The sequence below is a fragment of the Chitinibacter bivalviorum genome (assembly GCF_013403565.1).
GTDB lineage: Bacteria > Pseudomonadota > Gammaproteobacteria > Burkholderiales > Chitinibacteraceae > Chitinibacter > Chitinibacter bivalviorum.
Genome location: NZ_CP058627.1, coordinates 469,689 through 483,290, shown reverse-complemented (window position 1 = coordinate 483,290; position 13,602 = coordinate 469,689). Strand labels below are relative to the sequence as shown.

The 13,602-nt window shown below is 49.9% G+C and carries 12 protein-coding genes; 3 read left to right on the top strand and 9 right to left on the bottom strand.

From position 1 onward, the window contains the following. The first annotated feature begins 196 nt into the window (after window positions 1–196). Together trhO and HQ393_RS02255 are read left to right on the top strand one after the other, a co-directional pair. On the top strand, window positions 197–1,189 hold the full coding sequence (gene trhO, locus HQ393_RS02260; protein WP_179357250.1) for an oxygen-dependent tRNA uridine(34) hydroxylase TrhO: 993 nt from the start codon (window positions 197–199) through the stop codon (window positions 1,187–1,189). Beyond that, window positions 1,182–1,349: a DUF1289 domain-containing protein gene (locus tag HQ393_RS02255; protein WP_218871272.1), complete on the top strand. Its 168-nt coding sequence runs from the start codon at window positions 1,182–1,184 to the stop codon at window positions 1,347–1,349. The genes trhO and HQ393_RS02255 overlap by 8 nt, the downstream gene beginning before the upstream one ends. Before the next feature lie 68 nt (window positions 1,350–1,417). Here the strand turns inward: HQ393_RS02255 and HQ393_RS02250 are convergent, their stop codons facing one another. The 6 genes from HQ393_RS02250 to HQ393_RS02225 all read right to left on the bottom strand — a co-directional run bounded on the left by HQ393_RS02250 (window position 1,418) and on the right by HQ393_RS02225 (window position 7,733). After that, window positions 1,418–2,080, bottom strand: coding sequence for a YajG family lipoprotein (locus HQ393_RS02250; RefSeq protein ID WP_179357248.1), 663 nt, complete (start codon window positions 2,078–2,080; stop codon window positions 1,418–1,420). Window positions 2,081–2,197: 117 nt separating this feature from the next. Continuing rightward, window positions 2,198–3,865 (bottom strand): energy-dependent translational throttle protein EttA, encoded by a 1,668-nt coding sequence (gene ettA, locus HQ393_RS02245; RefSeq protein ID WP_179357247.1) that lies wholly within the window; start codon window positions 3,863–3,865, stop codon window positions 2,198–2,200. A gap of 132 nt (window positions 3,866–3,997) precedes the next feature. Continuing rightward, the gene (locus tag HQ393_RS02240; protein ID WP_179357246.1) at window positions 3,998–4,342 is read right to left on the bottom strand and encodes a hypothetical protein; all 345 of its coding nucleotides are present in this window, start codon (window positions 4,340–4,342) and stop codon (window positions 3,998–4,000) included. Between the two features lie 137 nt (window positions 4,343–4,479). Continuing rightward, entirely contained in the window at window positions 4,480–5,949 is a 1,470-nt protein-coding gene (locus HQ393_RS02235; protein WP_179357245.1) for an alanine/glycine:cation symporter family protein, read from the bottom strand. Between the two features lie 223 nt (window positions 5,950–6,172). Then, complete coding sequence (locus HQ393_RS02230) at window positions 6,173–7,177, bottom strand: nucleoid-associated protein (protein ID WP_179357244.1); 1,005 nt, start codon at window positions 7,175–7,177, stop codon at window positions 6,173–6,175. Between the two features lie 67 nt (window positions 7,178–7,244). After that, entirely contained in the window at window positions 7,245–7,733 is a 489-nt protein-coding gene (locus tag HQ393_RS02225) for a hypothetical protein (RefSeq protein ID WP_179357243.1), read from the bottom strand. An 18-nt stretch (window positions 7,734–7,751) separates the two neighbouring features. Between HQ393_RS02225 and HQ393_RS02220 the strand changes: the two genes are divergently transcribed. Further along, complete coding sequence (locus HQ393_RS02220) at window positions 7,752–8,345, top strand: acyl carrier protein phosphodiesterase (protein WP_179357242.1); 594 nt, start codon at window positions 7,752–7,754, stop codon at window positions 8,343–8,345. Window positions 8,346–8,369: 24 nt separating this feature from the next. On the opposite strand, the gene HQ393_RS02215 is transcribed toward HQ393_RS02220, so the two are convergent. From HQ393_RS02215 to HQ393_RS02205, 3 genes are all read right to left on the bottom strand, one after another. After that, the gene (locus tag HQ393_RS02215; RefSeq protein WP_179357241.1) at window positions 8,370–9,332 is read right to left on the bottom strand and encodes a diguanylate cyclase domain-containing protein; all 963 of its coding nucleotides are present in this window, start codon (window positions 9,330–9,332) and stop codon (window positions 8,370–8,372) included. Next, window positions 9,280–10,821 carry an HD domain-containing phosphohydrolase gene (locus HQ393_RS02210; protein WP_218871271.1) on the bottom strand — a complete coding sequence of 514 codons (1,542 nt, stop codon included), beginning with the start codon at window positions 10,819–10,821 and terminating at the stop codon, window positions 9,280–9,282. Before HQ393_RS02210 ends, HQ393_RS02215 begins: the two co-directional genes overlap by 53 nt. Before the next feature lie 107 nt (window positions 10,822–10,928). Continuing rightward, complete coding sequence (locus HQ393_RS02205) at window positions 10,929–13,592, bottom strand: response regulator (protein ID WP_179357240.1); 2,664 nt, start codon at window positions 13,590–13,592, stop codon at window positions 10,929–10,931. Between the last annotated feature and the right edge of the window lie 10 nt (window positions 13,593–13,602).

The following is a 13,602-nucleotide window of genomic DNA, read 5'->3' as shown; positions in this document are numbered from 1 at the left end:
ATATGTATGTAGTGCATGTTAAATAAGGCGCCAACACAGATACCCCAAACAATTTGGCCGCACTTGCTTTACGCCAGACTCCATCACACGTCAAGCAATAATCACCGTATAATTGCGCCTGATCAAAAATCCCCCCACCCTAGGTACTGCTGTTGGGCGTACTAGGTTTTGCCGAAAACGGCGAGGAGTTGTGGACATGTCTCAAGTTGTTGTGTGTGCGCTGTATAAATTTGTTTCGCTGGAAAACTATGTCGAGCTGCGCCAGCCGCTGCTCAATCAAATGCTGGGCAATGGCATTCGTGGCACTTTATTGCTGGCTTTGGAAGGCATCAACGGCACGGTAGCAGGCACACAGGAAGGCATCGATGCACTACTCGCTTGGCTGGATAAACAGCCGGGGTTGGAAAATATCGTCGTGAAATTTTCCTTTGACGACACTATGCCGTTTCACCGCACCAAGGTGAAACTGAAAAAAGAAATCGTCACGATGGGCATTGAAGGGATCGACCCACGTCGCGTGGTCGGCACTTACGTCAAGCCCAAAGACTGGAATGCGCTGATTTCCGATCCCGACGTGGTGCTGGTCGATACGCGCAATGATTACGAAGTACAAATCGGTACGTTCAAAGGCGCGATCAACCCCAAAACAGAAACTTTCCGCGAGTTTCCCGATTACGTGAAGCAAAACCTGGATCCGGCGAAAAACAAAAAAGTCGCGATGTTTTGCACCGGCGGTATTCGCTGTGAAAAATCGACCGCCTATTTGAAAGAGCAAGGCTTTGAAGAGGTTTACCACCTAGAAGGCGGCATTTTGAAATATCTGGAAGAAGTGCCAGAAACCGACACAATGTGGGAAGGCGAATGTTTCGTGTTCGACGAGCGTGTTGCCGTCAATCACAAACTGGAAAAAGGCCAATACGATCAATGCCACGCCTGCCGCATGCCACTATCGGAAGACGAAAAGAAAAGCGAGCAGTATATCCTTGGCGCCTGCTGCCCACATTGCTTTGGCAAGCATACCCCAGAGCAACAGCAACGTTTCCTAGAGCGTCAAAAGCAAGTTAGCTTAGCCAAGCAGCGCGGCGAAGCCCACATCGGCAGCGATGCAGCCAAAGCCGCCGAGCTGCACCGCCAGCAAAAGCAATTACGCAAAGAACAAGACAAGGCACGCGCGCAAAAAAATGATTGAATCGCCCTGCATTAAATTGTGCCAACTCGATGACACAGGCAAGCATTGCATCGGCTGCCTGCGCACACTGGACGAGCTACGTCGCTGGGGCAAAGCCAGCGACGAAGAAAAACAGTCAATTCTGAATCGGCTGGCGCAATTAGAAACCACTCGTATTTAAAGCATCAAAATCGATCAATGGGCACTCGACAATGGCTTTTATTTCGGCAAATTGTAAGTGCTCATTTTTTAGCGCGCAGTCAAGGTCTCGATGACTTTGGAATCTGCAAAAAGCTGATTCAGCGCATTATCAATCGCCATTTCTAGTGCAATTCTCGCATTATCTCCATCAACGACTTGAATAAATTTCTCGCCACCTACAGCCTGAATGTCAAGTTGATAATTCTTACCTGAATTAGCGATATTAACTGACATTTTTATTTCGGCCTTTGAGTCCAACTTCAAGAAGCCCAGATCAAATGAGCTCATAAACGCATTCAAATTAACATTCATAGCAACCGGAGCAGTGTCGCTGATTGCAAATCCGCGCTGCACCAATTCAGATTCGATGCTTTTTTTCATGACAAATGCAACATCTTCCGTAGCGATAATTGCTGCTGCGGGGTTTCCCATTCCGTCAATTTTAGTTCCAACCTTTGACTTATCTGCCCGTGCATCAAATACATTTATAGAGACCTTTTGATTACTAGCTTGTGGTAATTTTGTGATTGTTTGCGCTGGTTGATGCTTTAAATTAATCGCATCGACTGTATGGATACAACCAGATAGCAAAATAGTCGACGCACACAAAATAGACGCAAGTGTTTTTCGTAAGAACATATAATTCTCAGTTAATTGAATGAATGATTTTGATATTTTAAGTACATTGTTTAAATTTTCTATTTGCGTCACGAAGTTCGTGCACACATGCAACACCTAAGATCTAGTGCCTAAAGTGCGCTTGCGTTATTTAGACGCATAAAAAAAGCAGCCAAAGCTGCTTTTTACTTAGCTGAACACTAAAGCTAATTAACGTGCAATCGGTTTGTAGCGGATACGTTTTGGTTTCGCACCCTCTTCACCCAGACGTTTGCGTTTATCAGCTTCGTATTCTTGATAATTGCCGTCGAAGAAAGTCCATTGCGAATTGCCTTCAGCCGCCAAAATGTGTGTCGCGATACGGTCGAGGAACCAGCGATCGTGGGAGATCACAAAGGCCGTACCGGCAAACTCCAGCAAAGCGTCTTCCAGTGCGCGCAGGGTTTCAACGTCCAGATCATTTGATGGCTCGTCGAGCAGCAAAACATTGCCGCCTTTCAGTAGCGTTTTGGCCAAGTGCAAACGACCGCGCTCACCACCTGATAGGTTGCCGACGATTTTCGCCTGATCTGCGCCTTTGAAGTTAAAGCGGCCCAGATACGCACGGCTGCTCATTTCAAATTTGCCGACGTTGATCACGTCATGACCACCCGAAACGTCTTCAAATACGGTTTTGCTGTTTTCCAGACCTTCGCGGCTTTGCTCAACAAAGGCCATTTGCGTGGTTTGGCCGATTTCAACTTCACCGCTATCGGGCAACTCTTTGCCAGCGATCATTTTGAACAGCGTTGATTTACCCGCGCCATTGGGGCCGATAATGCCGACGATCGCACCGGCTGGTACGTTAAAGCTCAGATTATCTATCAACAAGCGATCACCAAAGGCTTTAGAAACGCCTTTGAATTCAATTACTTTATCGCCCAAACGCTCGGCCACAGGGATAAAGATCTCTTGGGTTTCATTGCGTTTTTGATGCTCAAAGCTGCTCAATTCTTCAAAGCGTGCGATACGCGCTTTGGATTTGGCTTGGCGGCCTTTGGCATTTTGACGTACCCATTCCAACTCTTTGTTCAGAGCTTTCTGACGCGCCGATTCTTGCGATTCTTCCAACTTCAAACGCGCTTCTTTTTGCTCCAACCAAGAAGAGTAGTTGCCTTTCCAAGGGATACCTTGGCCACGGTCCAACTCCAAAATCCACTCAGCAGCGTTGTCGAGGAAGTAACGATCGTGCGTTACGGCCACGACGGTCCCCGGGAAGCGCACCAAGAATTGCTCCAGCCATTCAACCGACTCGGCATCCAAGTGATTGGTTGGTTCGTCGAGCAAGAGCATATCGGGCTTCGACAACAGCAATTTGCATAGCGCAACACGGCGTTTTTCACCACCGGATAGATTGCCAACAATCGCGTCCCACTCTGGCAAACGCAGCGCATCGGCGGCGATTTCCAGTTGCAGCTCGACGTTTTCGCCCGAGCCTGCGGAAATAATCGCTTCCAAGCGCGCTTGCTCTTCCGCCAGCGCGTCAAAATCAGCGCCTTCTTCAGCGTAAGCGGCGTACACGGCTTCGAGCTTGGCTTGCGCTTCAAATACTTCGCCCAAACCGCTTTCAACTTCTTGACGTACGGTATTGGTGGCGGTCAATTCTGGCTCTTGCGCCAGATAGCCGATTTTAATGCCGGGCAAATGCTGCACTTCGCCGTCGTATTCTTTGTCAACGCCGGCCATGATTTTCAATACGGTCGATTTACCTGAGCCATTCAGACCCAAGAGACCGATTTTTGCGCCGGGGAAAAAAGACAGGGAAATGTCTTTAATAATTTGGCGCTTGGGCGGTACGATTTTGCTCACGCGGAGCATGGACATTACATATTGAGCCATGGGTTTAAACCTTTACAGACGAATGGTGTGGAGTGTAGCAAATACTCGGCAGCTACGCCCAACCATCATCAATACCCATAGCGTGTATTTGCTTCAAATCAACATCATTATTGATCTACAAAGCAATACCCATTAGGCACCGATAGGCGTGCGCCAATTGATTTCGTGCTGTGCTGCGCCAGGCTGCTGATTCACGACCAGTCCATAGTGATCGGCCTGCGCGGCGCTGGCCAAGCGATGCTGCATGCGCTGTACGCTGGTGACCTCGCCTTCACCATTGGCCGTGACATACAAGCCGAGAAAACGCTGCGCCATCATCCGCAATGATGGCGGCATTTGCGCAAGCATGCGGCTCGATAGCATGGGTGCCGAACCCCGCCAAGCGGGCTGGGCCAAATATTCGATGAGCGCCATTGGCACTTGTAGCTGTTGCAGTTGAACGAACGCAGTTGCTGAAATACGGAAACGATAAGCCATGACATTCACCTCATATAGAACGTACGTTCACAATACAAAAGAATGTGCTTGGCGGCAAGCACAAAAAGAACGATTGTTCTACAAAAGCAACATTCTGTGCCTTCCCGCCAAATTCAACGTTTTCAGAGGCTTATCGGCTAATCATGCATGACTTTTTCCTCTGCATTGCTGATCAACTGCGCTTTCTTGCTCCAAATTTCGCTCGCAGCAATTCCAGATTGCGCAGGCGAAAATACAGGGTCTAGGCCTTGTGCCTGCTGTGTTTCATAGTCTTTTAGCAAGGCCAGCGCCGGTTTTTGCAGCACTAAAATCGCAATAATATTGAGCCACGCCATAACGCCAACGCCAATATCCCCCATGCCCCACGCCAGCGCAGAGGTACGCACGCAACCATAGAGCGCGGCGGCGAGCAAGATCAGCTTAAGCAGTACAAACAGCCAAGGCGCATTGATTTTGCGGCACAAGTACGAAAGATTGGTTTCGGCCACATAGTAGTACGACAGCATGGTGGTAAAGGCGAAAAAGAACAGCGCAATCCCGACAAAAACCGCACCAAAGCCGGGCAAGACCGACTCCACCGCCGCCTGCGTATATGCCGCACCTGCTTCAATCCCCGCCACGCCACTGACGATAGTCTGCCCATCGGGGCCAATGACATTGTATTTACCAGTAATCAAGATCATAAACGCGGTGGCAGAACACACCACCAGCGTGTCGATATAGACCGAAAACGCTTGCACTAAACCTTGCTTGGCCGGATGACTCACCTCGGCCGCCGCCGCCGCGTGTGGCGCTGAGCCTTGCCCTGCTTCATTGGAATAGATACCGCGCTTCACCCCCCATTGAATCGCCAAGCCCAGCATGGCGCCAAAACCCGCCTCGGCCCCAAAAGCCGATTTGACAATCAACATCAGCACATCGGGTAAGGCGGAAATATTGAGCGCAACGACGGTGAACGCAATCAATAAATACCCCAGCGCCATAAATGGCACGACAAACTGGGTAAAGCTGGCGATCCGTTTCACGCCGCCAAAAATAATCATCCCTAACATCAGCACCACAATAGCGCCCGTCACTGCGGGCGGCATGCCAAAGGCATTTTGCAGCCCTGACGCGATGCCGTAGCCCTGCATTCCCGGCAATAAAATACCGCACGCGAAAATCGTCGCCAGCGCAAAGATGATCGAATACCACTTCCAGCCCAGCCCTTTTTCGATGTAAAACGCGGGGCCGCCACGGTATTGCCCGTGATGTTCTTCTTTATACAGTTGGCCCAGTGTGGCTTCGACAAACGCCGTACTGGCGCCCAAAAATGCGACCATCCACATCCAGAACACGGCACCCGGCCCGCCAAAGGCAATGGCCGTGGCCACGCCCGCGATATTGCCGATCCCGACGCGCCCCGACAAAGACATCGCTAAAGCTTGAAATGAGGAAACACCCGCTGCGGAAGCTTTACCATCAAACATCAGGCGGAACATTTCGCCAAAGTGCCGTAACTGCAAAAAACGGGTTCGAATCGAAAAATACAGACCTGCCGCCAGGCAGAGAAAAATCAATCCATTGCTCCAGACCCAACCATTGATCCAGTCTACTGCTGCTTGCATTGCGCCTCCATTCAAACGCCTCGCCCAGATCGAGCGCCTTGATTGATCGAATAAAAACGCAGTATGCCGCAGCACAGCGCTGGCTGAAAAACTGCGAGAAACACCAATAAAAAAGGGTATATCGATAAAAACCTTTATTTAATAAGTCTTCATCAATATACCCATCGTTGGTATATATCACTTTCGTGACATATTCACATCTTTAGCCGCGGTGTTTGAGCAATTATTGTTCGAGTAATGCCTTTTTTAATTCATCTGGAATATTCGACAGCACCAGCGTATCGCTGTATTTATCGTAAATCACCGCGCCGCTGCGCAAGCTGGCGCGATCAAATTCAAGCTTCCACTGTGGGCCATTGGCCTTAAAGCGCATCAGTGGCTTGATCGCACGACGATCTGGCACAAAGCCATCGTTAATGCCCAAGTCTTCATTTTGCAAAGCGCTTTGCAATTGCGCCGGCGCAGCTGGAAATACCTGCTCGGCCACGGTCGCCAAATCGACTTCGCCTTGGCCGTCACCCAAGGCATCAAGATAGCTATGTGCGCGCTGGAACATTTCGTCGCGCTCATTGCCAGCAATGGCCTGCTCGTTGGCAAAGGCTTCCAAGCCTTTTACCAGCTTTTGCGTTTCTTTCAATGGCGTATGGACATCATTGCAGCCGAGGAACAATTTGAAATACGCCGCCACATCACCGCGACCACGCAAAAAGCTGACATAGCGCTCGCCGCCGGCGCGATAGCTGCCCAGATCAATCCGCCCGGCAACGCGCAGGTGATCCATATCGAGGTGAATGCTATCGGCCACATTCATGTCATCGCTAATGGCTGTACCAATCACTTCACTGATCAAGGCGACAAACAGAAACTGCATCGCCGGATTGCTCACTTGCGCAATCAGTACATAGCCACCGCTCGCGAGAGGCTCGGCTTCAGCACGGGTTTGCAACTCCGCCATCATCTGCTGTGATAAGGCATGAAAATCAATCCGCTCGTCGGTGTATTGGCGAATTAAGCCCGGCATCGCGTAGCCAGCATCATCAGCTTCAAATTTGCCAAAACCTTTGCCATTACGCGTGCCGTATAACTCGCACAAATGATCGATCAAGCGTTGCGAGGCGCTATTGACCACCAAAGGTGCAGAACCCAAGGCGACGCGTGCGGGGCCATTAGGCTCTTTGTGCAGTTGGTGGACAATCAAATGCTCGACGGTATTTTGCATGGTGGTCATTGAGTGGCTTTTCGGTAAATAACTGGCCGCTATTTTCCCACTGTTTGGCCTTAATTAGCCAGCAGCCTTATTGCACATCGACGATGCGCTCTTGCTCCTCGATCGCCCGTTTGAGCACTTGATAGCAATCTTCGATATGCGCATTGCCCAGCCAGCGCATCGCTCCGTAGCTTAATCCTGCCGCAATGGCCGAGCCCAGCAAGGGTACAAATTTGGCCGCCTGTTTGCTCGCCATCCGCACCCCAACACGCTTTAAGGCCAAGACGATGAGTTCTTTGGATAAATATTTGCCGATCAGAGTGCTGCCTAATGAGCTCACAATCACCAGAATACGTTGCTGGGTTTTTGGATCAAGCCGACCTACGTCTTGCGCGGTCAGCTGAAATTTTTGGTTAATCAGGTCAATCATGCGCGTCATAATCGCGACATCTGCACCGACATCCAAACCGGGAATCGGTACAACCGCGACAGCCGCCGATACGAACGAGCGCTGATTGACTAAACTGAGGCATTCCAGCCGAATGGCTTCAAGCTCTGCGAGCGTCATCTTCAACATGATTTTTTCCTTTCACGAATGAATTACCTAGCCCATTTACACCTTGCCCCCGATAATGAGCAAGCCCGCATTGGCAATCTGCTGGGTGATTTTCTTAAACCTGCACTAGCAGGTCATTTACCTATGCCGATGCAAACAGGTATGGCGCTGCATCGCTTTATTGATCATTTTACCGATCACCATCAAATCGTCATCCGCGCCAAACGCCGCATTGCGAGCGAGCGCCAGCGCTACGCCGGCATACTGATCGATATATTTTTCGATCATTATCTGGCTCGCCATTGGCGACAATTTCATCACCAGACACTCAGCGACTTTAGCCAGCAGTGTTATGCCGAATTGCAAAAATACGACGCCATTTTGCCCAAAAGGTTGCAAGAAATTGCACCTAGTATGATCAAGTATGATTGGCTGGGCGGCTATCAGGACATGGAACGAATTGAAATGGTATTGGCTGGCTTTGCGCGCCATCGTATTCGCCGCGCTAGTGCCTTTGCGGCAGGAATCGATGATTTACGCTTGCACTATGCACAACTTGAAAGCGATTTTCTGACCTTTTATCCAGATTTAATCGCCGCCGTACGGCTGCAAATACACAGTGCGGGCGATTAAGCGGCTTTGCTCATTGGACAAGGGCTAAGATTTACCCAAACAAGCCTGATTGCGGCCTTGCTCTTTGGCGCGATACAAAGCGGCATCGGCTGCGGCAATCAGCGATTTAGGTTCGCTTTGCAATGTAGGTAGCACGGCACTCAGGCCAACACTAATAGTTACGAAAGGCAAATCGGGGCGATCAGGGTGCGGTAATTGCAGAGCAGCAATCTGCTGACACAAGTAATGACCAAAACCCAAAACCTCTTCTTGACTGGTATTGGGTAAAATAATGGCAAATTCTTCACCACCATAGCGCGTAACAATCTCGCCTGGTCGTTTCGTACTTTTTGCCAGGCAATGCGCCACAGCCTTTAGGCAATCATCCCCTGCTTGATGCCCCAAAGCGTCGTTATAACGCTTGAAAAAATCGACATCTAACAAAGCCAGCGCCAATGATTGCTGGGCGCGCAGATGGCGCCGCCATTCCTGTGCCAGCATCTCATCAAAATGTCGGCGATTAAAAACGCCGGTTAAACCATCGAGATTTACCAGATTGCGTAGATAATGGGTTTGCAAATTAAGCAGAAGGTGAGCACTCACCCGCGCCTTAACGACCGCATCGTGAAATGGCTTGGTGATAAAATCGACTGCACCAGCATCCAGCGCCCTGACCTCATGCTCAGAACCACTATGCGCCGTGACAAAAATAATCGCGCTCTCAAAATTAGGCTGCTGTTTGAGCATTTTGCACACTTCAAAGCCATTCATGCCCGGCATTTCCACATCGAGCAAAATGACATTTGGGTGTAACGTTTGCGCCAACATTACGCCCTCTTCGCCGTGGTTGGCACAATGAATTTGGCCCATCTCTTTGAGCATGGCACTGAGCAGCATTTGATTCATGCGACTATCGTCGATGATCAAGATAACCGCCGATTCCTTGCCTTCAAAATCAAACATGCTCGTTGCGATCTGGTAATTGCCGACGAATTGCCACGAATTCATCGTAAGTGGCCAGAGCCAAATCGACGATATCAGGGTCAAAATGGCGTCCCCGTTCGGCTTTGAGCAAAGTGATAATGGCCTCGTCAGGCCAGGCTTCTTTATATGAGCGCCGCGAAGCCAGCGCATCAATCACATCAACCACCGCCATAATGCGGGCTTCAAGAGGGATATCCTGCCCTTTTAAGCCCCGCGGATAGCCGCTGCCATCCCATTTTTCATGGTGATCGCGGGCGATAATCGCGCCCATTTTGGCAATGACGCGTTTGGTATTTTTCAGCAATTGATAACCCAATTCGGCATGCGTTTGCATGACGGCCCATTCATCGGGATCTAATTTCCCGTGTTTATGCAATATGGTTTCAGGAATACCAATTTTGCCGATGTCATGCAGTGGGGACGCATAACGAATCGTTTCACAATACTCCGGCGACTGGCCGAGTTTACGCGCTAGTAATTCGCACATCAGCGCCACACGACGAACATGCATACCCGTTTCTTTGGAGCGTTGCTCAATGGCGTCGCCAATCACCAGCAGCAATTCTTTCTGCGTTTCCTGGATATTTTCTTTGGTGTAGAGCGCCTCAAATACCAAGGCGACATTACTGGCAAACATTTGCAGCAATTTGGTTTGCAGCGGGTCAAGGGGGTGAGCCAAGCTGGCGTAAAGCACATTTGAGGCCAACTCGCCCACTTGAAAGCGGGCTAGAAATGCAAAATCGGGCAGCTTGTTTTCCCCGCCAGCATTGGCAAAATTAACCAATTCGCGCACATGATCGGGTAAAAGCGGGCCATTGAGCTGATCGTCAAGCTGCACATTGTCGCCAGTGGCGGCGAGCACATGATTAACCCTGTCGCCATATAAATCGATCGATTGCGACACCAGATACACTTCACTGCTTTGAATATTGAGTAGATCGAGTAACTGCTGCAATACGGCAGAGCCAAATTGATGCAAAGTACGGCTGCGCAACACCGCTTGCGAAGAGGAAATCACTTTTTCCATGCCCAATTGCGTATTGCTAATGGTCATGATGTCGCGATAAGAGCGAATAGCCGCATAAATACAGGTTTTGAGCTTGATATTGGTGAGCTCAGTTTTGGCTTTGTAATCGTTAATATCGTAAGACTCGATCACCAGCTCTTCGGGATGCTGATTGGGCTGCCCCGTGCGCAAAATAATCCGTAATGCATGATTTTTTAAATCAGAACGGATTTTATCGACCAGCAATAAACCCGCTTCGGGTGACTCCATCACCACATCAATAAATGCCACCGCGATATCGGGGTGGGAATTGATCAGATCAAAGCCACTTTGACCGCTATTGGCATACAACAATTCGAGCGGGCGACCATCGACCTTCACGCGCGACAACGATAGACGGGTGACTTCAAAAATATCGCGCTCATCATCAATCACCGCCACTTTCCAGGGCGTTAACACTTCATCATTGATCGAGGGCACGTCGTCGAGTAAAAAATCCATACCCATTTATATCTATCAGTTATTCAACAATTCATCATAGTGCGCGTGGTGAAAATTGCGATACGTTTCCCATTGATTAGGCCGAATAATTGGCAACCATTGGCAATATGGATTTAAGCAACCCAGCGGCTCAGCATGACTTGCAATTCATTCTGCGCGACAGGTTTACTGAGAAAGTCATTCATCCCGGCATCATGGCAGTGCTGGGCATCCTCTTGAAATGCATTGGCCGTCAACGCAATAATCGGCAACTGCTCAGCACTATAGTGCTGCCGTATCGCTCGGGTTGCGGCAAAACCATCCATAACCGGCATTTGGCAATCCATCAAAACCAGTGCGTACGATTGTCGCTGCACGCAATCGATCGCTTGCTGACCATCACTGGCCGTGTCGACATTGCAGCCTAGTTTTTGCAGCATCAACTGCGCAACTTTTAAATTCAGCGGATTATCATCCACCAGCAAAATCTGCGGCGCACTTTGCCGCGCTTCACGAATCTGATGCACGGTGAGCAATTCTTGCGCGGCCCCACTTGCCTGAGCACCTAAGGTAGCCGCCAAACATTGCGCCACCTGATCCGCAATCAGCGGGCGACCTAGATAGGCATTAAAGCCGGCTAAGCGCGCCTGCCGTGCGCTGCCACTGCCCGCACTAGAAATCAAAACCGCTGGCGCGGGATAAGCATGCAATTGTTGACGCAACGACACCAAGGCTTGGTCTTCATCAATGTGGGGGCCCAAGTCAAATAGCCATAGATCATATTGAGCCACTGCAATGGGCTCTATCAGATTGGCCGTACTGATGTGACAGGCCAATTGCTTAAGCTGCGAGAGCAATAAATGATCTATTTCCGCGCCCACATGCACGACGAGGATTTTTTTGCCCGCAAGGTTGGCAAATTGCAAGACGGGTGCTGCGGGTGCTTTTTGACATCTCAATTGCATCGTAAAACAACTGCCCTTTCCCTGCTGACTAGCAACGGAAATCGTCCCGCCCATAGCCTCAAGCAATTTTTTGCTAATTGATAGCCCCAAGCCCGTGCCGCCAAATCGGCGGGTGGTACTCACATCCGCTTGGCTAAACGGCTTAAATAACCGCGCCAGCCCAACCTCGTCCATGCCAATCCCAGTGTCGCAGACTTTAATAATTACATCAGAGGTATATTCGTCAACATCATTACAATCAAGGCTCATCTTAATATACCCATCATAGGTAAACTTGATGGCGTTATTCAGTAGGTTAAGTAAAATCTGACGCAACCGACTTGGGTCACCATAAATACGAGCCGCCGGCGCATCGGGCAGCTGCATTTCAAACTGCAAGCCTTTTTCCCTGAGTTTTACACTGACGATATCGTGCGAATTTCTCAATACGCCATACAAATCAAATGCAATGTGCTCCAGCTCCAGATTACCTGATTCGATTTTGGAGAAATCCAAAATATCATTGATGAGCGCGAGCAAGGCATCGCCTGCTTGCCAAATATGGCGCACATAATCACGCTCGGTCTCGCCCAAATTACAGTCGCCCAGCAATTGCGCAAAGCCCAGCACTGCATTCATCGGCGTGCGTATTTCATGACTCATATTGGCTAAAAACGCACTTTTGGCCTGATTTGCCGCCTCCGCACGCAGTTGCGCTTGCTTGAGCTCAGTCACATCAAGGCACAAGCCAATCACATAATCGCCACTTAATTTACCAGCGCTCATCAAATACACCGTTTGTCCATTGCGCTCGATGGAATACACCACGCTATAACTTGGATTGGCGTGGTCAAGCGCAGCAAGCAGCGCATCCTCTTGCGCGACATCCGCCGCGGCCATGCATAATTGCCGCACATCGGCAGGCTCAGGGAACGAGGCCATATCGACGCCATACAACTCAAACAGAGCTTGATTCCATTGCAGACAATGCGATTGTGGATGGTAAGTCCACGCCCCCATTTTGAGCGCACTGGCGGCCAGCTGTAATTGCGTGAGTTGTTCGGCCAGCATCAATTCTTGCGCCGAAAGCTGCGCACGCTGCTCATCACTCATCAAGAGCATTTGATTTAATGCCCGCCCCAATTGCCCCAGCTCATTGGGCGCTAAGGCAGACACCAAGGCTGTTTCACCGGCAGAACGTCGATCTACGGTCTGCAGCATATTTTCAATGGGGTGCAACACTCGCCGTTGCACCAACCAAATCAGCACCGCCCCCAACACCAACATCAGCAGCGTAAAAATGGCACCCAGTATCAATAAACTGGTCTGGATTGCCTGATTAATGCTTTCGGTGCGGATAAACAAGACCAAAACGCCTGATTGAACGACCTCAGGCCCAAGCGCTAAATTATTGAGCAATAAGGGCTCGGCATATTCCAAGATATTGGCGTGGTGCGGATGCTGAAAATCGTTATAGGGCAAAGCATGCATGAACATATTGCTCAGATGCCTTTTCAGATCGGCATCGAGCAAAGTATCCACGCGCTGCCCGACCAGTGATAATTCGTTTGCCGCAATGATTTTGGCTGGCGCACCGGATAGGATCAAAACACGCTCAACCTGCACATCCGCCCCCAGCGAAGCCACAAAGCGCTGCACGCCGGCCAGATTACTTGCCGATTCAGTGGCAAATTGTGCCGACTGTGAAATCGCTCGCGCCCGCTCTAGCACCTGCTGTTGAAACTCAGCGCGGATCACTGAAATCAAGCCATACAAGCCCAATCCGCCAAGCAATAACCAGATCAACAACATCGGCAACACAAGCTGCCATTGCAGTCGGGTAAAAAATGACAAATTTGCGCGC